At 73.2% G+C, this 26,230-nt stretch carries 26 protein-coding genes; 6 read left to right on the forward strand and 20 right to left on the reverse strand.

The features are described 5' to 3' along the window. Nucleotides 1-71: 71 nt before the first annotated feature. Nucleotides 72-1,103, reverse strand: a complete 1,032-nt coding sequence (locus tag ACWDAS_RS15420) for an MsnO8 family LLM class oxidoreductase (RefSeq protein WP_450390194.1) — start codon at nucleotides 1,101-1,103, stop codon at nucleotides 72-74. A 167-nt stretch (nucleotides 1,104-1,270) separates the two neighbouring features. On the opposite strand from ACWDAS_RS15420, the gene ACWDAS_RS15425 reads away from it, so the two are divergent. Further along, nucleotides 1,271-2,839: an MFS transporter gene (locus tag ACWDAS_RS15425; RefSeq protein ID WP_450390197.1), complete on the forward strand. Its 1,569-nt coding sequence runs from the start codon at nucleotides 1,271-1,273 to the stop codon at nucleotides 2,837-2,839. A gap of 33 nt (nucleotides 2,840-2,872) precedes the next feature. Here ACWDAS_RS15425 and ACWDAS_RS15430 read toward each other — a convergent pair whose 3' ends face one another. Next, nucleotides 2,873-3,334 carry a DUF5709 domain-containing protein gene (locus ACWDAS_RS15430; RefSeq protein WP_450390199.1) on the reverse strand — a complete coding sequence of 154 codons (462 nt, stop codon included), beginning with the start codon at nucleotides 3,332-3,334 and terminating at the stop codon, nucleotides 2,873-2,875. Between the two features lie 321 nt (nucleotides 3,335-3,655). Between ACWDAS_RS15430 and ACWDAS_RS15435 the strand changes: the two genes are divergently transcribed. Beyond that, nucleotides 3,656-4,003, forward strand: coding sequence for a phospholipase domain-containing protein (locus ACWDAS_RS15435; protein ID WP_450390202.1), 348 nt, complete (start codon nucleotides 3,656-3,658; stop codon nucleotides 4,001-4,003). Here the strand turns inward: ACWDAS_RS15435 and ACWDAS_RS15440 are convergent. The 17 genes from ACWDAS_RS15440 to ACWDAS_RS15520 all read right to left on the reverse strand — a co-directional run bounded on the left by ACWDAS_RS15440 (nucleotide 3,993) and on the right by ACWDAS_RS15520 (nucleotide 20,254). Continuing rightward, on the reverse strand, nucleotides 3,993-4,418 hold the full coding sequence (locus ACWDAS_RS15440) for a sortase (protein ID WP_450390205.1): 426 nt from the start codon (nucleotides 4,416-4,418) through the stop codon (nucleotides 3,993-3,995). The genes ACWDAS_RS15435 and ACWDAS_RS15440 overlap by 11 nt on opposite strands. 287 nt (nucleotides 4,419-4,705) lie before the next feature. After that, nucleotides 4,706-5,077 carry a low affinity iron permease family protein gene (locus tag ACWDAS_RS15445; protein ID WP_450390207.1) on the reverse strand — a complete coding sequence of 124 codons (372 nt, stop codon included), beginning with the start codon at nucleotides 5,075-5,077 and terminating at the stop codon, nucleotides 4,706-4,708. Between the two features lie 220 nt (nucleotides 5,078-5,297). Further along, nucleotides 5,298-6,287 (reverse strand): hydrogenase expression/formation protein HypE, encoded by a 990-nt coding sequence (hypE, locus tag ACWDAS_RS15450; RefSeq protein WP_450390646.1) that lies wholly within the window; start codon nucleotides 6,285-6,287, stop codon nucleotides 5,298-5,300. A gap of 79 nt (nucleotides 6,288-6,366) precedes the next feature. Beyond that, nucleotides 6,367-7,491 carry a hydrogenase formation protein HypD gene (gene hypD / locus ACWDAS_RS15455; RefSeq protein WP_450390209.1) on the reverse strand — a complete coding sequence of 375 codons (1,125 nt, stop codon included), beginning with the start codon at nucleotides 7,489-7,491 and terminating at the stop codon, nucleotides 6,367-6,369. Continuing rightward, on the reverse strand, nucleotides 7,488-7,802 hold the full coding sequence (locus tag ACWDAS_RS15460) for a HypC/HybG/HupF family hydrogenase formation chaperone (RefSeq protein WP_450390212.1): 315 nt from the start codon (nucleotides 7,800-7,802) through the stop codon (nucleotides 7,488-7,490). The genes hypD and ACWDAS_RS15460 overlap by 4 nt, the downstream gene beginning before the upstream one ends. Continuing rightward, on the reverse strand, nucleotides 7,802-10,177 hold the full coding sequence (hypF, locus tag ACWDAS_RS15465; RefSeq protein WP_450390215.1) for a carbamoyltransferase HypF: 2,376 nt from the start codon (nucleotides 10,175-10,177) through the stop codon (nucleotides 7,802-7,804). The genes ACWDAS_RS15460 and hypF overlap by 1 nt, the downstream gene beginning before the upstream one ends. Next, complete coding sequence (gene hypB, locus ACWDAS_RS15470) at nucleotides 10,177-10,983, reverse strand: hydrogenase nickel incorporation protein HypB (protein WP_450390218.1); 807 nt, start codon at nucleotides 10,981-10,983, stop codon at nucleotides 10,177-10,179. Before hypB ends, hypF begins: the two co-directional genes overlap by 1 nt. Nucleotides 10,984-10,988: 5 nt before the next feature. Then, a complete protein-coding gene (locus ACWDAS_RS15475) occupies nucleotides 10,989-11,387 on the reverse strand; it encodes a hydrogenase maturation nickel metallochaperone HypA/HybF (protein WP_450390220.1) in 399 nt (132 codons plus the stop codon). Nucleotides 11,388-11,535: 148 nt separating this feature from the next. Next, the gene (locus ACWDAS_RS15480) at nucleotides 11,536-11,640 is read right to left on the reverse strand and encodes a DUF6893 family small protein (RefSeq protein WP_450390223.1); all 105 of its coding nucleotides are present in this window, start codon (nucleotides 11,638-11,640) and stop codon (nucleotides 11,536-11,538) included. 30 nt (nucleotides 11,641-11,670) lie between these two features. Next, entirely contained in the window at nucleotides 11,671-12,210 is a 540-nt protein-coding gene (locus tag ACWDAS_RS15485) for a hydrogenase maturation protease (RefSeq protein ID WP_450390224.1), read from the reverse strand. Further along, nucleotides 12,207-13,568, reverse strand: coding sequence for a hypothetical protein (locus ACWDAS_RS15490; RefSeq protein ID WP_450390227.1), 1,362 nt, complete (start codon nucleotides 13,566-13,568; stop codon nucleotides 12,207-12,209). The genes ACWDAS_RS15485 and ACWDAS_RS15490 overlap by 4 nt, the downstream gene beginning before the upstream one ends. Further along, nucleotides 13,565-14,215 (reverse strand): DUF6084 family protein, encoded by a 651-nt coding sequence (locus ACWDAS_RS15495; protein WP_450390229.1) that lies wholly within the window; start codon nucleotides 14,213-14,215, stop codon nucleotides 13,565-13,567. Before ACWDAS_RS15495 ends, ACWDAS_RS15490 begins: the two co-directional genes overlap by 4 nt. Next, complete coding sequence (locus ACWDAS_RS15500; protein ID WP_450390232.1) at nucleotides 14,212-14,874, reverse strand: DUF5947 family protein; 663 nt, start codon at nucleotides 14,872-14,874, stop codon at nucleotides 14,212-14,214. Before ACWDAS_RS15500 ends, ACWDAS_RS15495 begins: the two co-directional genes overlap by 4 nt. Then, the gene (locus ACWDAS_RS15505; RefSeq protein ID WP_450390234.1) at nucleotides 14,871-15,392 is read right to left on the reverse strand and encodes a hypothetical protein; all 522 of its coding nucleotides are present in this window, start codon (nucleotides 15,390-15,392) and stop codon (nucleotides 14,871-14,873) included. The genes ACWDAS_RS15500 and ACWDAS_RS15505 overlap by 4 nt, the downstream gene beginning before the upstream one ends. Further along, entirely contained in the window at nucleotides 15,389-17,173 is a 1,785-nt protein-coding gene (locus ACWDAS_RS15510) for a nickel-dependent hydrogenase large subunit (RefSeq protein WP_450390237.1), read from the reverse strand. Before ACWDAS_RS15510 ends, ACWDAS_RS15505 begins: the two co-directional genes overlap by 4 nt. A gap of 66 nt (nucleotides 17,174-17,239) precedes the next feature. Beyond that, nucleotides 17,240-18,304, reverse strand: a complete 1,065-nt coding sequence (locus ACWDAS_RS15515) for an NADH-quinone oxidoreductase subunit B family protein (RefSeq protein ID WP_450390649.1) — start codon at nucleotides 18,302-18,304, stop codon at nucleotides 17,240-17,242. A 237-nt stretch (nucleotides 18,305-18,541) separates the two neighbouring features. Next, nucleotides 18,542-20,254, reverse strand: coding sequence for a hydrogenase maturation protein (locus ACWDAS_RS15520; protein ID WP_450390240.1), 1,713 nt, complete (start codon nucleotides 20,252-20,254; stop codon nucleotides 18,542-18,544). 319 nt (nucleotides 20,255-20,573) lie between these two features. Between ACWDAS_RS15520 and ACWDAS_RS15525 the strand changes: the two genes are divergently transcribed. Both ACWDAS_RS15525 and ACWDAS_RS15530 read left to right on the forward strand, forming a co-directional pair. Beyond that, on the forward strand, nucleotides 20,574-22,142 hold the full coding sequence (locus tag ACWDAS_RS15525; RefSeq protein ID WP_450390243.1) for a cellulose binding domain-containing protein: 1,569 nt from the start codon (nucleotides 20,574-20,576) through the stop codon (nucleotides 22,140-22,142). Between the two features lie 329 nt (nucleotides 22,143-22,471). Further along, entirely contained in the window at nucleotides 22,472-22,909 is a 438-nt protein-coding gene (locus ACWDAS_RS15530) for an SSI family serine proteinase inhibitor (RefSeq protein WP_450390245.1), read from the forward strand. A 134-nt stretch (nucleotides 22,910-23,043) separates the two neighbouring features. Here the strand turns inward: ACWDAS_RS15530 and ACWDAS_RS15535 are convergent, their stop codons facing one another. Beyond that, nucleotides 23,044-23,838 carry an SDR family NAD(P)-dependent oxidoreductase gene (locus ACWDAS_RS15535; RefSeq protein WP_450390248.1) on the reverse strand — a complete coding sequence of 265 codons (795 nt, stop codon included), beginning with the start codon at nucleotides 23,836-23,838 and terminating at the stop codon, nucleotides 23,044-23,046. A 281-nt stretch (nucleotides 23,839-24,119) separates the two neighbouring features. Here ACWDAS_RS15535 and ACWDAS_RS15540 point away from each other — a divergent pair, with 281 nt between their 5' ends. Further along, nucleotides 24,120-25,316 carry an alginate lyase family protein gene (locus ACWDAS_RS15540; protein ID WP_450390250.1) on the forward strand — a complete coding sequence of 399 codons (1,197 nt, stop codon included), beginning with the start codon at nucleotides 24,120-24,122 and terminating at the stop codon, nucleotides 25,314-25,316. Between the two features lie 36 nt (nucleotides 25,317-25,352). Then, on the forward strand, nucleotides 25,353-26,126 hold the full coding sequence (locus tag ACWDAS_RS15545; RefSeq protein ID WP_450390253.1) for a crotonase/enoyl-CoA hydratase family protein: 774 nt from the start codon (nucleotides 25,353-25,355) through the stop codon (nucleotides 26,124-26,126). Nucleotides 26,127-26,230 lie beyond the last annotated feature (104 nt).

The following is a 26,230-nucleotide window of genomic DNA, read 5'->3' on the forward strand; positions in this document are numbered from 1 at the left end:
GGGCCCTCTCATGAGGTGCTCCTCATGACCTGCCGTCAGGAAGTGCGGCGGCGGGCGTCCCGGACGGCCCGTCAGCGCGCCGCCACGGCCCCCGCGGTGAGCCCCGCCAGCCGTGCCAGGCGGCGGTGCGAGTCCAGCAGCGCGGACCGGTCGTAGCCGGCCGTGGTGACCAGCACCTCGTCGGCCCCGGTGCGGCCCACCAGGCCGGACAGCGCGCCGGCCACCTCCTCCTCGGTCCCGTGGACGCCGCCCGACAGCGTGCCCTCGAACAGATCGCGCTCGCGCGGCGTCATCGGCCTCGCCAGCACCTCGTCCGGCGGCAGGAGCGGCGGGAACTCGCCGTGCGTACGCGAGTGCGCCAGCGACCAGGCCTCCGACACCAGCAACCGCCGGGCGGCCTCCGTCGTCCGCGCGACGGAAACCGTCGTCGACATCACGACATAGGGCCGCTCTGCCCACGCCGACGGCCGGAACGCCGCCCGGTAGCCCTCGATCGCCTCCCGCATGCGCTCCTCGCCGCGCACCGCCGCGATCACCAGCGGCAGCCCGAAGGCCGCGGCCGTCGCCGCACCCGCCCCGGTGGCCAGCACGAACGCCGGTACGCGCATGCCCTCCGGAGGCCGCGCGTGCACCGCGGTGCCGCCGCCGGGCCGGCCGGTGAAGTAGCCGAGCAACTCCGCCAGGAGTTCCTCGAAGTCGTCCGCCGCGCGGGCGTCCCGCCCCAGTGCCCGCCGGACCCCGTCGGTGAAGCCCACCGACCGGCCCAGCCCCATGTCGATCCGCCCGGGGAAGAGTGACTCCAGCACCCCGAACTGCTCCGCAACGACCAGCGGCCGGTGATTGGGCAGCATCACCCCGCCCGTGCCCACCCTGATCCGGTCGGTCGCCGCGGCCACCGCCGCGGCCAGGACAGCCGGCGCCGAACCCGCCACCCCCGGTACCCCGTGGTGCTCCGACACCCAGAAGCGGTGGTAGCCCAGCTCCTCGGCGTGCCGCGCCAGCCACACCGTGTCGCGGAGCGCCTGCGCGGGTTCCGCGCCCTTGCGAACGGGGGAGCGGTCGAGGAGGGAGAACGGGATCCGGGGCAGCGGAAGTGCGGTCACCCTTGATGCAACGCTTCCCGGGGCGCGGGATTCCCGCGCCCCGCGATGATCGGAACCGGAGATCCGAGGGGGCGTTCCGGGCCTGTTCCATCGCCACGCGATACCGCGGCCCCCGGGGTAGATTCGGTGAGGACCCGCGGGGACGACGGGGGATGGCGGAGGCTGCGATGACGGAAGCCGTACGCGCGACGGACCGGGCCGGGACGCTGACGCTGGGCGGGTCCGCCGGGCGGTGGGTCCTCGCGGCGGTCGTCCTGGGCTCCGGGATGACGCTGCTCGACGGCACCGTCGTCAACGTCGCCCTTCCGACGATCGGCAAGGACCTCGGCGCCACGCTCGCCGGCCTCCAGTGGACGATCAACGCCTACACCCTCACCCTCGCCGCCCTGATCCTGCTGGGCGGCTCGCTCGGCGACCGCTTCGGGCGGCGCAAGGTCTTCATGATCGGCACGGTGTGGTTCGCGCTGGCCTCGCTGCTGTGCGGCATCGCGCCGAGCATCGAGATGCTGATCGCCGCCCGTGCCCTGCAGGGCGTCGGCGGTGCGCTGCTGACCCCGGGGTCGCTGGCCCTGATCCAGGCGTCCTTCGCGTCGCAGGACCGGGCCCGCGCCATCGGCGTCTGGTCGGGGCTGGGCGGCATCGCGGGCGCGCTCGGGCCGCTGCTCGGCGGTTGGCTGGTGGACGCCGTCAGCTGGCGCTGGGTGTTCTTCATCAACCTGCCGCTCGCGGCCCTGGTCATCGCCGTCGCGGCGCGGCACGTCCCGGAGAGCCGCGACGAGAGCGTCACCGGCGGCTTCGACGTGGCGGGCGCCGCCCTGGGCGCCCTCGGGCTCGCCGGGATCACCTACGCCCTCATCGCCGCCGGGGGAAGCCACCCCGACATCGCGGCCGTCGCCGTCTCCGGGGTGGCGGGCGTGGCCGCGCTGGCCGGATTCGTCGTGACCGAGCGGCGCAGCCCGCACCCCATGCTGCCGCCCCGGCTCTTCGCGAACCGCCAGTTCACCGCCGCGAACCTGGTGACGTTCGCGGTCTACGCGGCGCTCGGCGGCGTGTTCTTCTTCCTGGTGCTGGAACTGCAGACCCAGGCCGGGTACTCCGCCCTGGCGTCCGGTACGGCGCTGCTGCCCGTCACGGTCATCATGCTGGCGCTGTCCGAGCGCGCCGGGCGGCTCGCGGAGCGCATCGGCCCGCGCATCCCCATGACCGTGGGCCCGGCGATCTCCGCCGTCGGCCTGCTGCTGATGCTGCGGATCGGCGCGGACGCGTCCTACGTCGCCGACGTCCTGCCCGCCGTCTCCGTCTTCGCCCTGGGCCTGGCCGCGACCGTCGCCCCGCTGACCGCCACCGTCCTCGGTTCCGCCGACGTACGGCTCGCGGGCACCGCCTCCGGCGTCAACAACGCGGTGGCCCGCGCGGCGGGCCTGCTGGCGGTGGCCGCCCTGCCGCTGATGGCCGGGCTCTCCGGCGAGGACTACGAGGACCCGGCCGCCTTCGGCCGCGGCTTCCACGTCGCGGTCGTGATCTGCGCCGGGCTGCTGGTGGTGGGGGCCCTGCTGGCCTGGTTCGGCATCCGCTCCGACGTGCTCAAGGAAACTCCCGAGGAGCCTGTCAAGCCGGAGCCCCCGTGCAAGCACTACTGCGCCATCGGGGCGCCGCCCCTGCAGTGCAGCCTCCGGGCCCCGTCCGGGGCCGATGGCGGCCACAAAGGGACGGCCGGCGATTCCCCGGCCGCGTGAGCTGCGAGAACGCGGTCAGCGCCGGCAGTACTCTCAGTACTCCTCGGACTCCGGAACGAGATGCATCGCGGCCTCCTCGGCCGAGGCGGCCGCCCCGTCGATGCCGATGTCGTGCGCCACCATGCCCTCGGTCTCGTAGTGCGCCCCCTCGTCGGGGGCGACCAGCCGCCCGGCGCGCGGCCCTCCGACCTCGGCGTCGATCAGCTCCCCGTCGGTGTCCCAGGCGTCCCCGATGCCGTCCCCGTCGGGGATCGGCAGGTCCGGGAGCTCCTCGGCCAGGCGTTCGTCGAGCGTCTCCCCCTGGAGGCGGCCCGCCGCGGTGGTGGCCGCCTTGTTCACCGCCCAGGGCCGCTCCGGCGGTGAGTAGCCCTCGTCGAGTATCTGGTCGACACCGTGGTAGTCCAGGGTGTCCTCGGGCTCCAGCAGCCCGGCGTCGTCCTGCACCTCTGACCCGTCCGGCTGGTAGACCTCGTCACCCATCTCGTTCTCTCGCATGTCGTCTCCTCGCTCACGCGCCGCCACCGCCGTCGGCGCCGCCTCGCGCCCCCTCTGCCCTCCAGACTCTGCCGTCCGGACGCCGATCGCCACCCGGAAGCGCGAAAAAGGTCGGCGGAGGGCCGTTCCCCGGACATTCACCCGCCGTCCCCGTCCCCGCCGCCGTCGGGTCGACAAGGAATGGGTGAACGACGGGTGTCAGCCGCCGGAGATTCGTCGCCCCGTCCGCGGGAGCCGCCGTCGCGCAGACGGGAGCACCGGCCCTCGCCGCCCCGGGGGAGGTCGGCTGCCGCCACCGCCGCCACCGGCACGATCACCGATGTGAAGCACGTGGTGGTCCTGATGCAGGACAACCGCAGCTTCGACCACTACTGCGAGGCCGTCCCCTCGTACGCCGCCGCGCCGGACTCCCGCAAGCGGGCGGTCCGGTTCCGCATGACCAGTACCTCGGCCGCCGCGGTCACCTTCACGATCAAGGCGAACCAGTACCGCACCGACGGGCCCTGGACCTACGCCGTACCGGCCGGCGGCAGCGTCGACGACTGGTTCGACGCCGTCGCCTGCTCCGCCGGCTGGTACGACTTCACGGTCACGATCGGCTCCCACGCCTCATGGGCCCGGTGCGTCACCGGTCACATCGAGACGGGGGCGCCGAGCGTCACCGGCTGACGGAGCGCCGTTCCACCGGGGCGAAGTCACCGCAGCCGCCCCCGCGGGACATCCCGCCGCCCCGGTGGGGACGCACCACCTTGAAGGAGGCCGTGGCCTGCGTGCGCGGCGGGCACCGCAGAGTCACCGTGTACCAGCCGGGCGGGGTGTCGTACGGCACCCGGAAGCTGCCGGACAGCAGGCCACGCCTCCCGGAGGGGAGCAGATTGACCTGGCCGCCGGCCTCCGACTGGCCCTTGGAGTAATAGGCGTCACGGCCGCAGGCCGCGGTGATCACGGTCACCCGCATCCCGGGACTGACGTAGTAGGGCGTCACCCATGTGTCGGAGAAGTCGGTGGCGGCGGCCGTGGGGACGTTGAGGCAGATGACGGCCGCGGCCGCGGCGACACCGCCGAGAACGCGTGTTGTGGGCATGGGGCAGCCTCCGAGTCGAACCGGCGGGAGAGGGAGTCGTCCCAGTGGCGGGCCGCTCCACGCGGAGCAAAGCAGCACCCCGCGGGGCCTGCCACTCGAAGCGGGGGCGTGGAGCGGTGTGCGGCGGCGCGGACACCCGCGCCTTCCGTAGTCACCGCAGGTCGGGGACGTGGGCGCGGTGCGCCGCGAAAGTGACCTGGCGTACCGGCGATCAGGTGATGCACCGCCAGCCCCGTTGTCGCCGACAATGTTTGACGATACGTCAGAATTGACGACGAGCCAGGTCATCAGGCGTCCTCGTGGAGGCCGATCACCTCGCGCAGCGCGTCCCGCGCCTCGTGGGAGGTGGCGCCCTGCTCCAGCAGGGCGGCGGCGATCGCGTCGAGCTTGCGCTGGACGGCGTGCTCGGCACGGCGCTCGGTGTTCTTGAGCAGGGCGAGCAGCAGCAGGGTGATCGCCGTCATCAGATCCGCGGTGAAGAGCTGCCAGTGCAGGGGCAGGCCGAGAGCGTGGACGACGAGGAAGGCGATCACCAGCAGCAGGCAGACGCCGTAGAAGACCGGTGACGCCGTGAAGTTGGACGCCCGCTCGGCCAGCCGCTCGAACCGTCCCCGGCCGTCCTCGTCGCCGGTGCGCTCAACGGGGTGCCGGAACGTCACGCCACCCTCCCGGTGGACGGGGGCCTCATGGAGTACCGGGCCCGTCGATCTCCCGGGCCGGGGCCGCGGCAGGTGTGGCGGGCCGCGTCCACGCCGGCGAACCGTTCGGGAGCGTCGGGTGAGGGCGGGGCACGGCGAACTCCTCTCCGCGAAGCGCCGACCGCTGCCGGCAGCCGGCGGGCGGCGCACGCACCGTACGCCGCCCGTTCCGGCCGGCTGATCAGCAGATCCGCGGCAGTTGCTCGCCGAGGGGCAGATCCACCACCCGCGTCCCGCCGAGGCCCGTGCGGGCGACGACCATCCCCGCGTGATCCTCCACGCACTCGCCGATGACGGCCGCGTCCGCGCCCAGCGGATGAGCGCGCATCGCGGCGAGTACCTCCTCGGCCGCCGCGCGGGGGACGAAGGCGACGAGCTTGCCCTCGTTGGCGACGTACATCGGGTCCAGGCCCAGTACCGCGCAGGCGTTGGCCACCGCGGACGGCACGGGCACCGCCCGCTCCTGGAGGGCGACGCCCACGCCCGAGGCGGCCGCGATCTCGTTGAGGGCGGCCGCGAGTCCGCCGCGTGTGGGGTCGCGCAGCACGTGCAGGTCCGGGGTGACCCGGAGCATCGCCTCGACGAGACCGCCGAGCGCCGCGCAGTCGCTCTCGACCTCGACCCCGAACTCCAGCCCCTCCCGCACGCTCATCACGGCGACGCCGTGCGCCCCGATCTCCCCGCTGACGATGACGACGTCGCCCGGCTCGGCGCGCTGCGGCCGGATGTCGACGCCGTCGGGGATCAGCCCGACGCCGGCGGTGTTGATGTACACCCCGTCCCCGTGCCCGGCCTCGACGACCTTGGTGTCGCCGGTGACGATCTCCACCCCAGCGGTGCGCGCGGCCGCGCCGAGCGCCTCGGCGACCCGGGCCACCAGCGGCATCTCCACCCCCTCCTCCAGGATGAAGCCGCAGGAGAGGAAGGCGGCCCCGGCCCCGCTCATCGCCAGGTCGTTGACCGTGCCGTTGACGGCGAGGTCGCCGATGCTGCCGCCCGGGAAGAACAGCGGCCGCACCACGTACGAGTCGGTGGAGAAGGCCAGCCGGGCACCGCCCAGTGTCACGACCGCGGAGTCGGCGAGCCCGGCGAGCGCCTGGCCGCCGAAGGCGGGGGCGAAGACGTGGCGGACGAGCTCGGCGGAGAGCGCGCCGCCGCCTCCGTGGCCCATCACCACCCGCGGCTGGTCGCGCAGCGGCGCGGGACACGTCCAGCCGGCGAAGTCCGCCGCGGCAAGGGTGTCAGCGATCTCAGCCAACGGGGCTCGCCTCCAGGGGTGCGCTGGTGCCGCCGAGGCGGCGGTAGAGGTAGTACGCGGCGCAGGCTCCCTCGCTGGAGACCATCGTGGCGCCGAGAGGGGTGCGGGGCGTGCAGACTCCGCCGAACGCCTCGCACTCGTGGGGCTTGATCAGGCCCTGCAGGACCTCGCCGCTGCGGCAGGCGGCCGGCTCCCGCGTGGTGATGCCGGTGACGGAGAAGCGGTGCTCGGCGTCGTACTCCCGGTACCGCTCCGACAGCCGCCAGCCGCTGTCGGGGATGACGCCGATACCGCGCCAGGCGCGGTCGGTGACCTCGAAGACGTCCGCGAGCATCGCCTTCGCCGCCGGGTTGCCCTCCGGGCGCACGGCGCGCGGGTAGGCGTTCTCCACCCGGTACTCGCCGCGTTCCAGCTGGCGCACCGCGCGGCGCACGCCCTCCAGGATGTCCAGCGGCTCGAAGCCGGTGACGACGATCGGCACGCCGAAGCCGTCCGCCAGCTCCGGGTACTCCTCCGTCCCCATCACGCTGCACACATGACCGGCCGCCAGGAATCCCTGCACCCGGCACTCCGCCGAGCGCATGATCGCCTCGATCGCCGGGGGGACGCGCACATGGGAGACCAGCAGGCTGAAGTTGCGGATGCCGAGCTTCCTCGCCTGGTACACCGTCATCGCGTTGGGCGGGGCCGTGGTCTCGAACCCGATCCCGAAGAAGACGACCTCGCGGTCGGGGTTCTCCCGGGCGATGCGCAGCGCGTCCAGCGGGGAGTAGACGACGCGTACGTCACCGCCCTCGCCGCGGACGCCGAACAGGTCGCGCCCCGTGCCGGGCACACGCAGCATGTCGCCGAAGGAACAGAAGATCACACCGGGGCGGGAGGCGATCTCCAGGGCCTTGTCGATGACCTCCAGCGGGGTCACGCAGACCGGGCAGCCCGGGCCGTGGATCAGCTCCACCTCCTTCGGCAGCAACTGGTCGATCCCGTGCCGGATGATGGTGTGGGTCTGGCCGCCACACACCTCCATCAGCGCCCACGGCCGCGTGACGGTCGCGTGGATGTCGTCCAGCAGCCGCCGGGCCAGCCCGGGGTCCTGGAACTCGTCGATGTACTTCACCGCTCCGCCTCCGACTTCGCTCCCGACTCCGATGTCGCTCCCGCCTCGGCCGCCGCCTGCTGCCAGGGGTCGCCGAACTCCTCCTCCAGCAGCCCGAGGTTCCCGAAGAGCGCGAGCGTCTGCCGCGCCGACTCCTCGTCGAGCCGTTGCAGCGCGAAACCGACGTGGACGATGGCGTACTCGCCGACCTGGAGGTCGGGCAGGTACTCCAGGCACACGTCCTTCACCACGCCGCCGAAGTCGACTGTCGCCATCTTGGTGCCGTCACGTTCCTCGATCTCCAGCACCTTGCCGGGTACCGCCAGGCACATCAGCTCTCTCCTCGCTGTGGGGGGTGGGTGGTCGACGGGCCGCCGCGGGCCGCGACGACCAGCTGGCCGAGCGCCAGGCCGCCGTCGTTGGGCGGCACGAGGCGGTGACGCAGCACGGTGAAGCCGTCCGCGCGCAGGTCCCGCGCGCACGCGGAGGACAGCAGCGCGTTGGCGAACACCCCGCCGCTGAGCGCCACGGTGCCGGTGCCGTCGCGTTCCCGTACGGCGGCGCACACCCGCCGCACCAGGTCGGCCACCGCCCGGTGGAAGCGCCCCGCGATCACCGCGGCGGGCACGCCCGCGCGCAGGTCGGCGACCACGCCGGCCAGCACGGGGCCCGGGTCGCAGGCGGTCGCCCCGCCCGCCCCGTCGCCCTCGCGCAGCGCGAACTCGTACCCTTCCAAAGGAAGTTCGCCGGCCGTCAGGGCCGCCGCCTCCAGTTCGACCGCGGCCTGCGCCTCGTAGCCCGCCTCGTGGCACACCCCGGCCAGCGAAGCGACGGCGTCGAAGAGCCGGCCCATGCTGGAGGTCGGCACGCAGTGCAGGTTCCGCTCCAACTGGCGGGCCAGTACCCGCTGCTCGCCCGCCGGGCAGGCCGCCGCGCACGGCAGGTCCGGAGCCCAGGGGATGCCTGCCGCACGCAGATGCGCCAGCGCCATGCGGTACGGGCGGCGCACCGCGGCGTCGCCGCCGGGCAGCGGCACATACGCCAGGTGGGCGGGGCGCCGGAAACCGTCGTAGTCGGCGAGCAGGAACTCCCCGCCCCACACCGCCCCGTCGTCGCCATGGCCCGTGCCGTCGAAGGCGACACCGATGACCGGACGCGTCCCGTCCAGCCCGGCCTCGGCCATCGCCGCCGCGACGTGGGCGTGATGATGCTGCACCTGCCGCAGCGGCCGGGCCCCCGCCGAACGCCGCGCCCAGCCCACCGAGCGGTAGCCAGGGTGCCGGTCCGCGGCCAGCAGTACGGGCCGTACGCCGGTGATGTCCTCCAACTGGCCTTCCGCGTCCGCGAAGGCCGCCAGTGTCGCGAGGTCGTCCATGTCGCCGACGTGGGCCGACATCCAGGCGTGCCGGCCCTCGCCCACGCAGAAGGTGTTCTTGAGGTCGCCGCCCACCGCCAGCGCCGGACGCACCCGTACGGGCAGCGGCACCGGGAACGGTGCGTATCCGCGCGAGCGCCGCACCGGCAGCTCCTCGCCGTCGCAGATCCGCACCACGGAGTCGTCGCACGGCACATGGATGGGCCGGTCGTGCGTCAGCCACGCGTCGGCGAGTCCCGCCAGCCGCTCCAGTGCCTCCTCGTCGTCGGTGACGATGGGCTCACCGCCCAGATTGCCGCTGGTCATCACCAGCAATCGGGGTCCCGGGGGGTCGCCCGGCAGCCCCAGCAGCAGATGGTGGACCGGCGTGTACGGCAGCATGACCCCGAGGTCGGCGACCCGCGGCGCCACGGCCTCCGCCACCTCGGCGGCGGGCCGCAGCCGCCGCAGCAGGACGATCGGCCGCCGCCCGCCGCCCAGCAACTCCCTTTCGGCCGGGCCGACATGGACCAGCCGTTCGACGTCCGCGACATTCCGGGCCATCAGCGCGAACGGCTTGTCGCCGCGGTTCTTGCGTGCCCGCAGCAGCCGTACGCTCTCCTCGTTGCCCGCGTCGCAGGCCAGGTGGTAGCCGCCGAGCCCCTTCACCGCGACGATCCCGCCCGCCCCCAGCAGCCGCCGCGCCTCCCCGACCGGGTCCGTCACCGCCCGGGATCCATCGCCCGGCACCACCAGCCGCAGCCGGGGACCGCATTCGTGGCAGGAGACGGGCTGCGCGTGGAAGCGGCGGTCGGCGGGATCCTCGTACTCGGCCCGGCACTTCGCGCACATCGGGAAGCGGGCCATCGTGGTGTTGGGGCGGTCGTAGGGCAGGCCGGTGACGATCGTGAAGCGCGGCCCGCAGTGGGTGCAGGTGATGAACGGGTGCCGGTGACGGCGGTCCGCCGGGTCGCGCAGCTCGGCCAGGCACGCCTCGCAGGTGGCCGTGTCGGGGGAGACCAGGGTGCGGGAGGCGGCGCCGCCGGGGCGGGACGCTGTGATGGTGAAGTCCGCGCCGCCCGCGAGCGGGACGAGGCGGTGCGACACCGACTCGACGACGGCCAGCGGCGGCGCGTCCGCGCCGATCCGGTCGCAGAAGGCCGCGACCGCCGCCGGGGCTCCCTCGACCTCGGCGATGACGCCGTCGCCGGTGTTGCCGACATGGCCGGCCAGCCCCAGCTCGCGGGCCAGTCCGAAGACGAACGGCCGGAAGCCGACCCCCTGCACCACGCCCCGCACCAGCACCCTGCGGCGCTGCGCGGCCTCCGCCGCCGGTCCCGGCTGATCCGGCATCAGTGCGTGTGGCCCACGGAGTGGGTGTGCCCGGTGGAGTGCGGGTGCGGGTGCGAGTGCCCCGCCGCGTGCGTGTGGCCGGCGTCGTGCGCGTGCGCGTCGTGGCTGTGCCCCACCGCGGTGCGTGCCATCACGGGCCGGTGCGCCGCTGCCCCGGCGTGCACGGCCAGCGCCCGCTCCAGCAGGATCCCGGCGCCCTCGCCGTCCCGCGAGGACGTACGGACCACCTCCACACCCGGGTTGACCTGGGCGACCGCCGCGAGGAAGGCCGACTCGTCGAAGCCGACCGCCTCCGCGATGTCGTACTTCGTCACGACCACGAGATGCGCCAGGCCGAAGGCCGTCGGGTACTTCAGCGGCTTGTCCTCGCCCTCGGTGACCGAGGCCAGCACCACGCGCAGCGACTCGCCGAGGTCGTACGAGGCGGGGCAGACGAGGTTGCCGACGTTCTCCACGAACAGCAGGTGCGTCCCCTCGGGCAGCCAGGCGTCGACGTGCGAGCGCACCATCTCCGACTCCAGATGGCACAGCCCGTCGGTGAGCACCTGCCGTACCGGGGCACCCGAGCGGGCGAGCCGGGTCGCGTCGTTCTCGGTGGCGAGGTCGGCCGTGAGCGCCGCCACCGGCACCCCGCGCAGCCGGGCAAGCCCCAGCTCGGACTCCAGCAGCGCGGTCTTGCCGCTGCCCGGGCTGGACAGGAGGTTCACCATGACGGTCCCGCGCGCGGCGAGCTCCGCCCGCAGGTCCTGCGCCCCGCGGTCGTTGCGGGCGAGCACGGCCTGCCGCAGGTTGGTCACTTTGCACATGGCTCTCAGCGCTCCTCGGGGAGTGTGGCGGCCAGCGGGCGCGGCTCGGCCCACCGCACCTCGGTGATCCGCAGTTCACGACCCGACAGCAGCTCCGTCGCCGCGCTTCCGCAGCCGGGACAGCTCAACTGCGGGGGCATTCCGGTGGGCCAGTCCCGCTCGCAGCGCGCGCAGCGGGCCCGGCCGGGGACGGTCTCGGTGGTGAGGACCGCGCCCTCCAGGACGGTGCCCGTGCAGGCCAGGCCGAAGCTGAAGGCGAGGGCGTCGGCCACGACACCGGCGAGTTCGCCGACCTCCAGGTGGACGGATTCCGCGGAGGGAGCCGCCCCGGCGCCGTCCGCGAGCCGGGAGGCGGCCTCCTCGACCTGCTCCACCACCGCCACTGCGATGGACATCTCGTGCATCGGTCTCTTCTCCGGTGTGCGGGTGCCGGCCGGGCCCCCGGCTACCGCCGGGCGGTGCCCCGGGCTCACGCGGCTCCATTAGAGGCCCGGTTCCGGGGGCACCCGGCCCGCCACGCCGCCGGCCCGGCGGCGGCCTACCCGTTCGGCCTCACATGGACCGGATGTGCATGTACCGCTTCACGTCGGGCAGGACGCGGGACATGGCGAGGGCGGCCAGGGCCGCGCCCACAGCGCCCAGGGCGATCTTCCACATGGCGGGGTGCTCCTTTCTGCTCGTCGGTGCTCATTGGGCACGGGCGGCCGGTCGGGCCACCGCGTGCGGGTCCGCGGCCCGGCCGCACTCCTCGGCGACGACCCGCAGCACCAGGCGCACGGCCTCGTCCACGGCGGCGGCCACGGGGGCGCTCAGGCCGATGCCCTCCTCGATCGAGGCCGGCTCGCAGCCCACCACCAGGAAGCGGGATGGCCTGGGGGCGCCCGTCCCGGCGCTGAGGGTGTCGAGCAGCGCGAGCACGGTGTCCGGGGTCATCCGGTGCCCGTCGACGATCACCTCGCCCGGGTCGGAGGCGCCGGGCGCCGGCGCCTCGATGAGGTGCAGCGTGCCGGGGGCGCCGCCGCGGGCGACGGCGTCGACCAGCACCACGCTGCGGTACCCGTCGAGGAGTTGGTAGGCCAGATGCACGCCACGCACACCGGTGTCGGTGACGTGGACGCCGTCGGGCAGCGGGTGGCCGGACAGCCGGCGCACCACCTCGACGCCGAAGCCGTCGTCGCCCAGGAAGATGTTGCCGATGCCGGCGACCAGCACGCCTCCGCTGCTCACGCGTCCTCCAGGGGAGCCAGTTCGTCGGGCTGGAAGTACAGGAACCGGCCCTGCTCGCGGCGGATCTCGGCGCCGGGATCGCCGTCGACGGTGACCGCGAGGTGCACCCCGCCGTCCACGTCGTGCAGCACCGCCTCCACCTGGGCGCTGCGCCCGTGCAGGAACAGGTCCTGGGCGTCGGTGCGCCGTCGCCCGGGGCGCAGCACGACCCGGCTGCCGGCCGCCACCCAGGTGTCCCCGACCATGACGCGGTCCCGGCCGGGGTCGACGGCGGCGTCGGCACCCGGATCCCACCACGGGGTGCCGGGGGCGACGGGTGCGGCGTCCGGCCCGGTGACCTCGCGCAGCGCGCGGACCGCGCCGTGCAGGCGCTCCATCACCTCGGGCGGCATGGAGTCGGCCAGGTCGATCACGGCGGCCGCCCGGTCGTCCGTGCCGCGCGCCTGCCGCTTCTCGTCGTCGGTGAGGGCGGCGGTGCGCAGCGCCAGGATCTCGTCGATCTCGGTGGCGTCGTAGAGCGCGCCCGGGCTCTCCGGGGCGATCCGCGGATGGTCCTCCAGGATGATGGGCGAGGACAGCACCACGTCCGGGGCACCGTCGTCACCCGCCAGAACGGGCCAGGTGTGCTCGTTGCGGCACTCGGCGACGGCGGCCCTCGCCCACTCCGGCGGGTCGGTCATCGACATGAAGGAACCGGCCGACAGACCCAGCATCAGATGGGCCGAGACCAGCGCGTGCGGCAGCGCCTCGTCCCGGTTCGCGGCCGGGGCGCGCCCGGTGTTCTCCACCACGGCGGTCAGCCGCAGCACCTGGTAGGGGCCGGGCAGCTCCTCCGCGGCGATCCGCAGGAGGCCCTCGAGCCGTTCCCGGCGGCGGACGACCCGTCCCGTGGGGGTGCCGTCGGCGCCGGTGACGATCTCGGTCTCCTCCGTCGCGGGCACGGTGAAGGGGAGGACGAGGTCCTCGCCGGTGAGCGACGCGATGCCGACGGACACCTCGACGCGTTCCGCCACGCCCTCGTCCCAGGGAACGAGCACCCGGTCGGGCAGCTCCAGTGCCTCGGCCGGCTCGAACCCCCCGTCGTCCAGGGCGCGTTCCACAGTACGGCGCTGGGCGTGCAGGAAGCGCAGCTCCGTGTGGAGCACGGCATCCGCGCGCGGCTCCATCAGGATCTGGGTGCGCTGCAGGACGGGCTCGCCGGACGCGGCCGCCCACGCCGGGGGCACCAGCACCCCGAACTGCCAGCGCAACCGGTTCTTCGCCGAGGACGCCCGGTACGGGTAGAGCACATAACCCTCGAACAGCACGGCGTCGGCGGCCTGCCGGGCCGTCGCGAAGCGTTCCACGACGGCCGTCATCGCGCGGCTCCCCCGGCCGGGGCGGAGACGCCGTCGAGCAGGGCCTCGACGGTCGCCTCCCAGGAGGGCAGCGCGCGACTGCTGCGGAAGGACCGCAGCGCGTTCATCGCCGTGCGGGGCAGCCGGATCCAGCCGCACCCGGGGAAGTGGGCGTCGATCGTCTCGCGCCACACCGCGACCGGCATGCGGCACGCGGCCTCCTGGTCCCAGGGCACCGGCTGCACCTGGAAGCCGCCGGGGCCGAGGAAGGCGGTGCCGGAGAAGAGCAGCAGCAGCGGTGCCTCGCCGTCCTCCAGGGCCTCGAAGTACTTCGTCGAGGCGACGTCCATGTCGTAGGTGCACGGCACCGGCAGGTCCACCTCGGTCTCGCCGGTGAAGCCCGGCACCATCAGCGACACCTGTGCGAACTGCAGCGGCTGCAGGGTGCTGCCCCATCGCTCCCGCTCGCCGAACAGGTCGCCGAGGCCCTCGGCCTCCGCGTCGCCGTACGCCCGCTGCGCCGGCTCGATGCGCAACTGGCAGCGCAGCGCCACGGCGTGCACGCGCTCCCCTCCGGAGGCGGTGATCCGCAGCCGGAAGACCAGCGTCGGTCCGGCCGCGTACGGATCGGCCCGTACGCCCGTGCAGCTGAAGCCCAGCTCGGTCACGTCGGCAACCCCTCCCGCGGCACCGGTACGGCCCGCCGTCGTACGTCGTCGAAGAAGGCGGCCAGCTCGGCGCGGGCGCCGGAACCGCCGTCGAATCCCTGCCAGTTCAGGCGCAGTCGGCCCACCAGCTCGTAGGCCCGGTCGACCGGGACGAGGAAGCACTCGCCGCCCTCGCCGCCCTCGCCGCCCTCGCCGCGGGAGTCGCGGCGGACCAGCAGCGCCTCCACGTCCGGCCGCAGGGCGCCGGCCAGCGGGGAGCCGCCGAACACGGCCCGCCAGGTGTCGGCGTCGACCTCGCTCTCGGTCGCGCCGGCCGGGCTGGGGTAGAGGACAACGGGCCGGTCCAGGGCCGAGTTGTGGAAGAAGAAGGCGACCGAGACCGGGATCCGCAGCCGCTGCCAGGCGGTCGCGTCGGGCACCGAGGCCGGGTCGCTCAGCAGCCGGTCGGGCACGGAGGCGAAGCGGCCGCCGCCCGCGCCGGGCCGCTCGAGGAGCAGCGCGCACGGCACGCAGGCGCAGGCCAGCGCGCGCTTGTCGGTGTCGACCAGATGCCGGTGACCGCCCGTCAGCTCCACCCCGCACAGTTCGCACCGCTCGGCGGCGGGCGGCCGGGGTGCCACGAAGCGGCGCAGCCCGGCCCCCGCGGTGCCCGCGCTCACGGCGCCCCCGGCGGGCGGTTGCCGATCTGCAGCAGCGCCGGCTCGCCCGCGGCGGGGCCGGAGCGGGGCATCTCGACCGCCGTCACCTCCGGGGCGTAGCAGGACAGCGACGCCTCGATGCGCTGCCGGGTGGCGTCCATGGTGCTGGGACAGCCGCAGCCGCCGTCCTCGCGGGCGACCAGCCGCAGCGTGCCGGTCTCGGCGTCGAAGTGCTCGATGCCCACCGTCGCGCCGGCGTGGGCGGCGTCCACCGCCCGGCCGGCCCGGGTCAGGGTGTCCTCGGGGTGCAGGTCGTGCAGCGTGAGCAGGCCCGCCACCATCTCGTCGGCCAGCAGCGCGGCGAGCGGATCGGCGGCCCCGTTCTTCAGGAGCGTGACGACGCGGGCCAGGCCCGCGCCGTAGAACTCCATGAGCGTGCGCACCAGCTCCTCCGCCGCGGCGGCCGTCTCGCCGTCGCCGGAGGTCGCGAACGCGTTGAGGATCTCCTCGACGCGCCGGGCCGTCTGCTCGGCGCTCATCCGGCCATACCGCTCAGGCCGGTGGGGACGTGGATCTTATCGACGGTCCGCCCGCCGCCGACGTACATGTGGACGCCGCACGGCAGGCAGGGGTCGAAGCTGCGCACGGCGCGCATGATGTCGATGCCCTTGAAGTTCTCCGGGGTGTTCTCCTCGAAGATCGGGGTGTTCTGCACCGCGTCCTCGTACGGGCCGGGGGTGCCGTAGGTGTCGCGCACGCTGGCGTTCCACGGGGTCGGCGGGTACGGGTGGTAGTTGGCGATCTTGCCGTCGCGGATGACGAGGTGGTGCGAGAGCACGCCGCGCACCGCCTCGGTGAAGCCCACGCCGATGCTCTCGTCGGGGACCTCGAACTTCTCCCACGTCTGGGTGCGGCCCGCGCGGACCTCCTCCAGCGCCTTCTCGCAGAAGTGGAGGGCGCAGGCGGCGGAGTAGGCCTGGAAGTAGGTGCGCGCCCGGTTGCGCTCGATGGCGTTGCTCCACTGCGGGATCTTCCACTCGAAGGTGGTCTCCGGCTTGGTGAGCGTCTTGGGCAGGTTGATCACCACGCTGTGCCCGGTGGCCTTCACGTAGCCCATGTCGACCAGCCCGTTGAGCGCGGTGGACCACAGCCGGGCGAGCGGGCCGCCGCCGGTGTCCAGCGCCAGGTGCTCCTTGCCGTCGAACCAGCGCGGGGACATCACCCAGCTGTACTTGTCGTCGAAGTCGCGCTTCTGCGGCGCGGGGATGGTGTGCTGGTTCCACGGGTGCCGCGGGTCGACCGGGTTGCCGAGCGGGTCGTGGGTGACGAACTGCTCCTGGCCCTCCCAGTCCTGGTAGTAGGAGCTGCCCAGGAGGATGCGGATGCCCAGGTTGATCTGCGTGAGGTCGTTGGTGACCAGCTTCCCGTCCACCACGATGCCGGGGGAGACGAACATCCTCCGTCCCCAGTCGGTCATGTTGGCGTACGTGAAGTCGCAGTGGTCCGGGTCGTTGAGGGCGCCCCAGCAGCCGAGCAGCACACGGCGGCGGCCGACCTCCTCGTAACCGGGCATGGCCTCGTAGAAGAAGTCGAAGAGGTCGTCGTGGAGCGGGACGACGCGCTTCATGAACTCCACGTACCGCATGAGCCGGGTGAGGTAGTCGGTGAACAGCTGCACCGACGCGATGGTGCCGACGCCGCCCGCGTAGAGCGTGGAGGGGTGGACGTGCCGGCCCTCCATCAGGCAGAACATCTCGCGGGTGTAGCGGCTGACCTGCAGTGCCTCGCGGTAGAACTCGCCCTCGAGCGGGTTGAGCGAGCGCATGATGTCGCCGATGGTGCGGTAGCCGTGCTCGGCGGCGTGCGGGGCCTCGGTGCGGTTGGCCTGCTCCATGACGCCCGGGTTGGTCTCGCGGACCATCTTCTCGCAGTAGTCGACCCCGACCAGGTTCTCCTGGAAGATGTTGTGGTCGAACATGTACTCGGCGGACTCGCCGAGGTTGATGATCCACTCGCCGAGGTTCGGCGGCTTGACGCCGTACGCCATGTTCTGCGTGTAGACCGAACAGGTGGCGTGGTTGTCGCCGCAGATCCCGCAGATGCGGCTGGTGATGAAGTGCGCGTCGCGGGGATCCTTGCCCCGCATGAAGACGCTGTAGCCGCGGAAGACCGACGAGGTGCTGTAGCACTCCGCGACGCGCTTCTGCTTGAAGTCGATCTTCGTGTGGATGCCGAGGCTGCCCACGATCCGGGTGATCGGATCCCAGGACATCTCCATCAGGCCACTGCCGTCTCCGGCCGTCTTCGTCTTCGGAGCCATGGTGTGTGCGTGCCCTTCGTCAAGCGGGGGAGGTGGGTGGTCAGTGGCCGGGGCTGTGCGGTGGGGTCACCACGGCGCCTTGTAGCCGGTGGTGAGCTTGCGGCCGGTGCGGCGCCACTTGGGCTCGTGGTCCACCGTCTTGGCCGTGATGGAGCGCAGCCGGCGGATCGCGGCGCCGTACATGCCGCTGGCCGTGCTGGACAGCCGCGCACCGGGCGGCTCGTCCATGAACGGCATGAACATGTCCGGGAAGCCCGGCATGGTGCAGGCGATGCAGATGCCGCCGACGTTGGGGCAGCCGCCGATGCCGTCCATCCAGCCGCGCTTGGGGACGTTGCACTTGACGACCGGGCCCCAGCAGCCGATCTTCACCAGGCACTGCGGCGAGTCGTAGCGGTCGGCGAACTGGCCCTGCTCGTAGTAGCCGGCCCGGTCGCAGCCCTCGTGCACCGTCGCGCCGAACAGCCACGCCGGGCGCAGCTTGTCGTCGAGCGGGATCATCGGCGCGGAACCGGCCGCCTGGTAGAGCAGGTACGTCAGCGTCTCGGCGAAGTTGTCCGGCTGGATCGGACAGCCGGGCACGCAGACGATCGGGATGCCCGCCTTGGACTTCCACTCCCAGCCCAGGTAGTCCGGCACGCCCATGGCGCCGGTGGGGTTGCCCTCCATGGCGTGGATGCCGCCGTAGGTGGCACAGGTGCCGATGGCCACCACGGCCAGGGCCTTGGGCGCCAGCCGGTCGATCCACTCGCTGGTGGTGACGGGCTGACCGGTCTCGGGGTTGTCGCCGAAGCCGCACCAGTAGCCCTCGGCCTTGATCGCCTCATTGGGGATGGACCCCTCGACGACCAGGACGAACGGCTCGAGTTCGCCGCGTTCGGCCTTGAAGAACCACTCGATGAAGGTGTCGGCGCCCCCGACCGGCCCGCATTCGAAGTCGATCAGCGGCCAGTGCACCTCGATCTTGGGGAGCCCGGGGAGGCCGCCCAGGACGATCTCCTCGATGCTGGGCAGCGTCGCCGCGGTCAGCGACACCGAGTCGCCGTCGCAACTCAGCCCGGCGTTGATCCAGAGAATGTGGATCGGAGCCTGGTCGTCTCCGGCCGCCGGGGTGCGGGCGGCGTCGTTCATGGTCGAAGCAGTCGCATCCATCGGGATGCCTCCTCATCGAGCGACAAATGCCACATAACGGCATCTATCCCCCTTGATATCGAGTGGCTCGCCGCAAGGGGACGTCGAAGGGGGCCAATCCGGTGATCCGCCGGTGGCGCGCGCGGTGCGCCCAGCGAAACGGCCACGAGCCATGGCCAGGGGCCGTCCGGCGGGGACGGGGCGAGCGCCGTGCCCGGGGTCATGGCGGGATTGGGCTCAGGGGCAGGTGGCGGCGGGTGCTTCGCGCAGGTGCGGCGGGGTTCCGGCCGGGGCGCGGTGGTGGACGAAGGCCGAGCGGAGGGCGTGGTACGGGGCGTGGGGGTCGAAGAAGGCCGCCCGCATGCGGGCCAGCTCCGCGGCGCGGTGGGCGGCGAGCGGGCGCTCCGCCTCGCGCCGCTCGGCGTCCGCCTTCTTGGCGGCGATCCGGGGCTGCGTCCCGGCGGTGCGGGCCAGACGGGCCGCGAGGCGCACGACGTCGGCGCCGAACTCCTGCGGGCCGCACATGAGCAGCCGGTCCACCAGGCCGATCCGCAGGGCGGCGGCCACGCCGACCGGGAGGGCCCGGTCCGTCAGGCGTGCGGCCATGGCGTGGCCGACCCGGCGGGGCAGGGTGTACGTCCAGTATTCGGAGCCGTACAGGCCCATCAGGCGGTAGTGCGGGTTGAGCACGGCGCCCTGGCGGCACCAGACCTCGTCCGCGGCGAGGGCGAGCATCACGCCGCCGGCGCCCGCGTTGCCGCCGAGTGCGGCGACCACCAGGCGGTCGGTGGTGGTGAGGACCGCCTCGACCAGGTCGTCGATGGCGTTGATGTTGGCCCAGGACTCGGCGGCCGGGTCCGCGGCGGCCTCGATGGCCTTGAGGTCCATGCCGTTGGAGAAGACGTCGCGGGCACCGCCCAGCACCAGCACCGAGGTGGGTCGGCCGCAGGCGTGGCGGTACGCCGCGAGGAGCCGGCGGCAGTCGGTGGTGGACATCGCGCCCCCGGCGAAAGAGAACGACAGGATGCCGGCCGCGCCGTCCTCGCGGTAGCGGATGTCGGACCAGGTGTCCCGGTCGCCGGCGAGGTCCGGCGGCACCGGGTCCTCCGGCAGTGGCGGCAGCAGCGGGCCGAGGGCGGTGGCGGCGGGCAGCGCGAAGGTGGGCGGACCGCCGGGCGCGGGGCGGGGGCGCAGCCGGGGGATCCAGACCGCGCCGTCGCGGGTCGCCCGGCAGACCGCGCCCGCGCGAGTGGCCAGCAGCCGGCCCGGCTCGCCGCGCAGCCGGTCCTCGGGGTGGCCGCCGTGCAGGAACCAGCGCGCGCCGAGGAGTTCGTCCAGGACGCCGGGACGGGAGTCGGCGGCGCGCAGTTTGCGCAGCACCGTCGCGGTGGGGTCCGCCGACCAGTCGATGCGCCGCTCCTCCTGGGTGACGGCGGGGCGGGCGCGGACGACCGCGCCCAGGGCCGGATCGCTCTGCCGGCGGGGGACGTACGCGCCCGAGGCGACCCGTTCGACCGCCAGCAGGACGGCCTCCATCGCCGCGTCGGAGATCTCGCCCCGGTACAGGTCGCTCTTGCCGACCGGGGGCACGGCGCAGCGCACCGAGGCCCAGACCGGGCCCGCGTCCATCTCCTCCTCGGCCTGAAGGACCGTCACACCCCATTCGGCGACGCCCTCCTGCACGGCCCGGTCCAGTGAGGCGGGTCCGCGGTCGCCGGGTGGCCCCGGGTGCACGATCAGGCAGGTGCGGGCGGACCGGACGTCCGGGGGGACGGCCGCCTTGAGCATGGGGGCGACGACGAGTTCCGGCTCGTGGCGGGCGACCGCCGCACGCATGGCGTCGCCGTCCGGTGTCACCTCCACGGCGACGGTGTGGCCCAGCTCGCCGAGTTCCGCGTACACACGCTGCGTCAGGCTGTTGAACGCCGACGCCACGAGCAGGATGTGCATGACGACCTCCGGGCCGCCCGGCACGATCGGGGAGGGGGAGCACCGGCCCCGGCCTTCAGCGATGATGCCTTCCCCCCGGGCGTACAAGGGTGCGGCCCGGCCGCCGGTTCACCCGATCGCCGCCGGGCGGGCCGTCGCGGCGCCGGGCGCGGGGAGGATGCGGCGCCGATCCGGCGGTGCCGTCCGCCCGTCGCCGTCCACGATTTGGGCGGTCCGGTGGAAGCGTTCGCTGTATTGACGCGGACGCATCAAATCGATAGGTCTATACCAGATGCGTTTGGTACAGACCAACCGCGTGTTCCCCCCACGGGAGGCCCGGATGCGAAGAACTCTGGCCCTGGTCACCGCGCTCGTCGGAGCGCTCGTCCTGCTCCTCGCCCCGCCCGCCGCCGCGGCCGCCCCGACCGCGGCCTTCGTCAAGACGTCCACCTGGGACACCGGCTACCAGGGGCAGTACACGATCACCAACCGCGGCACCACGACCCTCAGCGGGTGGACCGTGGAGTTCGACCTGCCGTCAGGGACGAGCGTCGGCTCGTACTGGGACGCCCTGCTCACGCAGAGCGGCAGCCACTACACCTTCAAGAACCGCGAGTACAACGGCACTCTCGCACCCGGCGCCACCGCCGCCTTCGGCTGGGTCTCCTCCGGCAGCGGTTCGCCCACCGGTTGCAAGCTCAACGGCGGCTCCTGCACGGGCAGCGGCGGCGGCTCCGACACCACCGCGCCCAGCGTCCCCGGCGGGGTGACCGTCGGCTCGGCCACCTCCTCGTCCCTCACCGTGCGCTGGACGGCCTCCACCGACGACTCCGGCAGCGTCGCCGGTTACGAGGTCTCCCGGGACGGCGGCACGCCCGTCGCCGTGACCGGCACCTCGTTCACCGCCACCGGGCTCGCGGCGAGCACGGCGTACTCCTTCCGCGTCCGCGCCAAGGACGCGGCGGGCAACACCTCCGCGTACAGCGCCGCCGCCGGCGGGACGACCACCTCCGGCGGCACCAACCCGCCCCCGGACGGTGTGCGGACCGCGCCGTACGTCGACATGGGCGCCTGGCCGACGCCGAGTCTGACCACGCTGTCCTCGGCGAGCGGACTGAAGAGCTTCACCATGGCCTTCATCACCGCCTCGTCCTGCAAGGCGATGTGGTTCAACGCCTACGACCCGCGCGACGCGTGGGGCAAGGACCAGATCGACGCGATCCGCGCGGCCGGCGGTGACGTCAAGATCTCCTTCGGCGGCGCCTCCGGCATCGAACTCGCCCAGGCCTGCGGCACCGTCGACGCGCTGTACGCCGAGTACAACGCGGTGGTCAACGCCTACGGGCTGACATACGCCGACTTCGACATCGAGGGCGCCGCCACCGCGGACCCGGCGTCCGTCGGCCGCCGGTCCCAGGCCCTGGCCCGGCTCCAGCAGGCCCATCCGGGGCTGCGGATCTCGCTCACCCTCCCCGTCCTGCCGGAGGGCCTGACGGCGGACGGACTGGCCGTCGTGCGGTCGGCCCGGGACGCCGGGGTCAACCTCGACGTCGTCAACATCATGGCCATGGACTACTACCGCAGCGCCGACTACGGCGACGCGGCGGTCCAGGCGGCCAACAGCACCTTCGCCCAGCTCAAGTCCCTGTACCCGAACAAGACCGACGCCCAGGTGTGGGCCATGGTCGGCGTGACGCCGATGCTCGGCCAGAACGACGACGGCCACATCTACGACCAGTCCGACGCCCGCCAGCTGGTGGGCTTCGCCCAGGGCAAGCACCTCGGCATGCTCGCCTTCTGGGAGACCACGCGGGACCGCAACGCGTGCACGGGCGCGCTGTACATGTGCACCAACATCCCGCAGTCGCCCTACGAGTTCTCGCGGATCTTCGCGGGCTACACCGGCTGACGCCCCGCGGGCGCCCCGCAGACCCCTGGGCACCCCTCCGGCACTCTCCGGACGGGCCGCCGCCGTATGCAGAACACGGCGGCGGCCCGCCGCTTTCCGGCCGATGTGGAGGCGGTGTGTCGATGCGTGAAGGCGCTTTCACGGAGCCCTCGGCTCCGATGAGTCCATTCACCCGGACGCCCAGCCCCCCGCAAGTGCGACACAACGGATAGTACACACTGTGAACAACCGGTGACCGAAAGTCGCGGAGCGATGTGACGAGCGGGCGTTCGATGCACAAGACTCCTCGACGTCCGATATCCGGATCGAGTGCCGAAGGAGTGTTCGCTATGCGGTTCAGTGCGGTGGGGACCTGCCTGGCCCTGGTGGCGGCGGTGTGTTCGGCGGGAGCCGCGGCCGGCTCGGCGGAAGCCCGGCCGACCGGAACGACGAGTCTGTACGCGCCGTCCGCGCTCGTCCTGTCCGTGGGGAAGGGAGAGGACCCCGCGACGGCGACGATACAGCGCGCGGTGGTGCTGCGGTGCAAGCCGACAGCGTACGGCGACCACCCGGACCCCGCGGCCGCCTGCGCGGAACTCGTCGCGGCCCAAGGGGACTTCGCGGCCCTGATCGGCGACGCGGCGGGCGTGGCGTGCACCCGGGTCTGGGACCCGGTCGTGGTCACCGCCGACGGGGTGTGGGAGGGCCGGCGCGTCACCTTCGCCCGCGCCTTCGGCAACCCGTGCATGCTGCGCGGCAGCGACACGGCCGGCGTCTTCGCCTTCTGACGCCGATGCCGTGACCAAAGGCCACGGGGTTCACCGTGGGGGAGAGCCCTGTGAGGGGGCGGCCGACTCGTGGGACGGGGTCGGCCGCCCCCGTATTCTCCGTTTCCCCGTCCCGCTGATCCTCTGCCGCGGCGTCAGGTCGTCTTGATCTGGCCGCCGTCGATGGTGAACTCGGCGCCCGTGACGTTGCCGGCGACGGGGGAGGCGAGGAAGACGACCAGGGCGGCGACCTCCTCGGGCTCGGTGACCCGCCCGGTGGAGATGCCCATGCTGCGCGGCACGACCTCGTCCAGGGCCTCCTGCGCCGTGGTCCCGGCCGCCGCGGCCGTCTGGTCGGCGAAGGCGCCCGGGGCGGTCCAGAAGGGCGTACGGACCGGGCCGGGGGCGACCGCGTTGACGCGGACGCCCCGCGGGGCGAACTCCTCGGACAGCGACTTCGTCAGGTTCGCCAGCGCGGCCTTGGCGGCCGAGTAGTCCACGACCATGGGGAAGGGGAGGCGGGCGTTGACGGACGTGATGTTCACGATCGCGCCGCCGCCCGCCTCCAGCATGTGGGGGAGCGCGGCCCGGGCGGTGCGGACCGCGCTGAAGAAGGAGATCTCGAAGACGCGCTGCCATTCCGCGTCGTCCACCTCCAGGAACCCGCCGCGGGAGATCCCGGCGCCCACGTTGTTGACCAGGATGTCGACGGCTCCGTAGCGCTCCGCGGCCTGTTGCACGAGCGCGGCGGGGCCGTCCGGGGTGGAGAGGTCGACGGCCACGGGGGTCACCTCGTAGGCGTCGCGGAGCGCCTCCGTCTCGGGGGTGGCGCTGCGGCTGCCCGCGACGACGCGGACGCCCTCGCGCGCGAGTGCCTCCGTCACCGCCAGACCGATGCCCCGGCCCGCTCCGGTGACCACCGCGACCTTGTCCTGGAGGTGCAGTTCCATGGGGACCCCTTCGGGATGGGCGAGTGCGTATCGAGCCTGGGGGAAGGGGGGCGACGCCGCCAGCGGAGCGCCGCCGGATGAGGGGTGGTCAGATACGTGCCCGTCGGGCTCGTCCCGGCCCCTTGGCCGCGCGCGGCGACGTGACAGGTATCAGCCTTGCCAGTCAAGGGACTTGACGGCGTATTGGTCTAGTCCTACCGTCTTCCGTCAATCGCAGTGTTCACGGGTGCATTCATAGTTCATCCATGTGAACGTGCCGTCTCCTGGGAAGGCGTCCCCCCATGTCCCACAGATCGCAAGGTCTCCTCTCCAAGGGCATCTTCGCCCTCATCGCGGCGCTGGTCGCCGCCCTCCTGTCCGCACTGTCCGGCAGCGGTCGCGCCAGTGCCGCGCCGACCGCCTTCACCCACCCCGGCGTCCTGGTCAGCCGTGCCCAACTCGACTTCGTGCGGGGCAAGGTGCAGGCGGGGGCGCAGCCCTGGAAGGCCGCGTACGACCAGATGATGGCGTCGGCGTACGCCTCGCAGTCGCGCACTCCCAAGCCGCGCGCGGTCGTCGAGTGCGGCTCCTACTCCAACCCCAACTACGGCTGCACCGACGAGCGCGAGGACGCGATCGCGGCCTACACCAACGCGCTGGCCTGGTACATCACCCGTGACGCCACGTACGCGCAGAAGGCGATCCAGCTGATGGACGCCTGGTCGGCCACGATCACCGACCACACCAACAGCAACGCCCCGCTGCAGACCGGCTGGGCGGGCTCGGTGTGGCCGCGTGCGGCGGAGATCATCCGCTACACGTACACCAGCTGGCCGAACGTGAACCGCTTCGCCACCATGTTGCGCGACGTCTACCTTCCCGAGGTCATCAACGGCTCCAAGAGCAACGGCAACTGGGAACTGAGCATGATGGAGGCCGCCGTCGGCATCTCCGTCTTCCTCGACGACCGCGCCTCCTACGACAAGGCCGTCACGCGCTACCTCAACCGCGTCGCGGCGTACGTCTACCTGGACAGCGACGGCGCGCTGCCGAAGACCGTGCCCGGCAGCGGTCTCGACACCCGGGACGAGATCGTCGGCTACTGGCAGGGCCAGTCCACCTTCGTGACCGGACTGACCCAGGAGACCTGCCGCGACTTCACGCACACCGGATACGGCATCTCCGCGATCTCGCACGTCGCCGAGACCAGCCGCATCCAGGGTGAGGACCTCTACCCGCAGGTCGGCGAGCGGCTGCGGCAGGCGCTGGGCTTCCAGTCCAAGTACCAGCGTGGCGAGGCGGTGCCGTCATGGCTGTGCGGCGGCAGCCTCAACCTGGGCCTCGGACCGGTCACCGAGGTCGGATACAACGCGATGCACAACCGGCTCGGCTACGCCATGACCAACACCCAGGCCCTGACCGAGGCGCAGCGCCCGGCCGGGAGCAACAACCTCTTCGTCGCCTGGGAGACCCTGACCCACGGCGATAACCTCTCCTGAACCGGCAGAGGTGATCAACGGCGGAGGGAACAGGCCATGCCCGTACGCGTCGAGCGCAGCGGACCCGTCACCACGGTGGTGCTCTCGCGCCCCCGGGCGCGCAATGCCGTCGACGGCCCGACCGCACGCGAACTGGCCGATGCCTTCCGCGAGTTCGACGAGGACCCCGGCGCCTCGGTCGCCGTGCTGTGGGGCGAGGGCGGTACCTTCTGCGCGGGTGCCGACCTCAAGGCCATCGGCACCCCGCGCGGCAACGAGGTGACCGAGGTGACGGGCGGCGGGGACGGCCCCATGGGGCCCACCCGCATGCGGCTGGGCAAGCCGGTCATCGCCGCGATCTCGGGTCACGCGGTGGCCGGCGGCCTGGAGCTGGCCCTCTGGTGCGACCTGCGGGTCGCAGAGGAGGACGCCGTGCTCGGGGTGTTCTGCCGGCGCTGGGGCGTGCCCCTGATCGACGGCGGGACGGTGCGGCTGCCGCGGCTGATCGGCACGTCGCGCGCGATGGACCTGGTCCTGACGGGGCGTCCGGTCGACGCGGCCGAGGCCTACGCCATCGGGCTGGTCAACCGGGTCGTGCCGACGGGGGAGGCGCGTGCCGCCGCCGAACGGCTCGCCGCGGAGATCGCGGCCTTCCCGCAGACGTGCGTTCGGCACGACCGGCTCGCGGTGCTGGAGGCCGAGGGTCAGGACGAGACGGCGGCGCTGGAGGCGGAGTTGCGGCACGGCCGGATCTCCCTCGCCGAGGCGGGGGAGGGCGCCGCGCGCTTCTCGGCGGGGGCGGGGCGGCACGGGGCGTTCGGCGGGAGCTGACCTGCGGGGGCAGGGCGCGGGCGGTACGGGGGTGCCGCCCGCGCCCGCCGCGTGCGCGGCACGTGTGCTTTGGCTGATTCCTGTGTGTGGACTGTGGGTGCGCT

The organism is Streptomyces sp. NPDC001070 (genome assembly GCF_053598835.1).

What these genes read in the sequence shown, in the direction of transcription:
- ACWDAS_RS15425 (WP_450390197.1), top strand. Translation starts at nt 1,271, where the DNA reads ATGACGGAAGCCGTACGCGCGACGGACCGGGCCGGGACGCTGACGCTG.
- ACWDAS_RS15430 (WP_450390199.1), bottom strand. Translation starts at nt 3,334, where the DNA reads ATGCGAGAGAACGAGATGGGTGACGAGGTCTACCAGCCGGACGGGTCA.
- ACWDAS_RS15440 (WP_450390205.1), bottom strand. Translation starts at nt 4,418, where the DNA reads ATGCCCACAACACGCGTTCTCGGCGGTGTCGCCGCGGCCGCGGCCGTC.
- hypE (WP_450390646.1), bottom strand. Translation starts at nt 6,287, where the DNA reads ATGGGCCACGGAGGCGGCGGCGCGCTCTCCGCCGAGCTCGTCCGCCAC.
- ACWDAS_RS15460 (WP_450390212.1), bottom strand. Translation starts at nt 7,802, where the DNA reads ATGTGCCTGGCGGTACCCGGCAAGGTGCTGGAGATCGAGGAACGTGAC.
- hypF (WP_450390215.1), bottom strand. Translation starts at nt 10,177, where the DNA reads ATGCCGGATCAGCCGGGACCGGCGGCGGAGGCCGCGCAGCGCCGCAGG.
- hypB (WP_450390218.1), bottom strand. Translation starts at nt 10,983, where the DNA reads ATGTGCAAAGTGACCAACCTGCGGCAGGCCGTGCTCGCCCGCAACGAC.
- ACWDAS_RS15475 (WP_450390220.1), bottom strand. Translation starts at nt 11,387, where the DNA reads ATGCACGAGATGTCCATCGCAGTGGCGGTGGTGGAGCAGGTCGAGGAG.
- ACWDAS_RS15480 (WP_450390223.1), bottom strand. Translation starts at nt 11,640, where the DNA reads ATGTGGAAGATCGCCCTGGGCGCTGTGGGCGCGGCCCTGGCCGCCCTC.
- ACWDAS_RS15490 (WP_450390227.1), bottom strand. Translation starts at nt 13,568, where the DNA reads ATGACGGCCGTCGTGGAACGCTTCGCGACGGCCCGGCAGGCCGCCGAC.
- ACWDAS_RS15505 (WP_450390234.1), bottom strand. Translation starts at nt 15,392, where the DNA reads ATGAGCGCCGAGCAGACGGCCCGGCGCGTCGAGGAGATCCTCAACGCG.
- ACWDAS_RS15510 (WP_450390237.1), bottom strand. Translation starts at nt 17,173, where the DNA reads ATGGCTCCGAAGACGAAGACGGCCGGAGACGGCAGTGGCCTGATGGAG.
- ACWDAS_RS15515 (WP_450390649.1), bottom strand. Translation starts at nt 18,304, where the DNA reads ATGAACGACGCCGCCCGCACCCCGGCGGCCGGAGACGACCAGGCTCCG.
- ACWDAS_RS15520 (WP_450390240.1), bottom strand. Translation starts at nt 20,254, where the DNA reads ATGCACATCCTGCTCGTGGCGTCGGCGTTCAACAGCCTGACGCAGCGT.
- ACWDAS_RS15525 (WP_450390243.1), top strand. Translation starts at nt 20,574, where the DNA reads ATGCGAAGAACTCTGGCCCTGGTCACCGCGCTCGTCGGAGCGCTCGTC.
- ACWDAS_RS15530 (WP_450390245.1), top strand. Translation starts at nt 22,472, where the DNA reads ATGCGGTTCAGTGCGGTGGGGACCTGCCTGGCCCTGGTGGCGGCGGTG.
- ACWDAS_RS15535 (WP_450390248.1), bottom strand. Translation starts at nt 23,838, where the DNA reads ATGGAACTGCACCTCCAGGACAAGGTCGCGGTGGTCACCGGAGCGGGC.
- ACWDAS_RS15540 (WP_450390250.1), top strand. Translation starts at nt 24,120, where the DNA reads ATGTCCCACAGATCGCAAGGTCTCCTCTCCAAGGGCATCTTCGCCCTC.
- ACWDAS_RS15545 (WP_450390253.1), top strand. Translation starts at nt 25,353, where the DNA reads ATGCCCGTACGCGTCGAGCGCAGCGGACCCGTCACCACGGTGGTGCTC.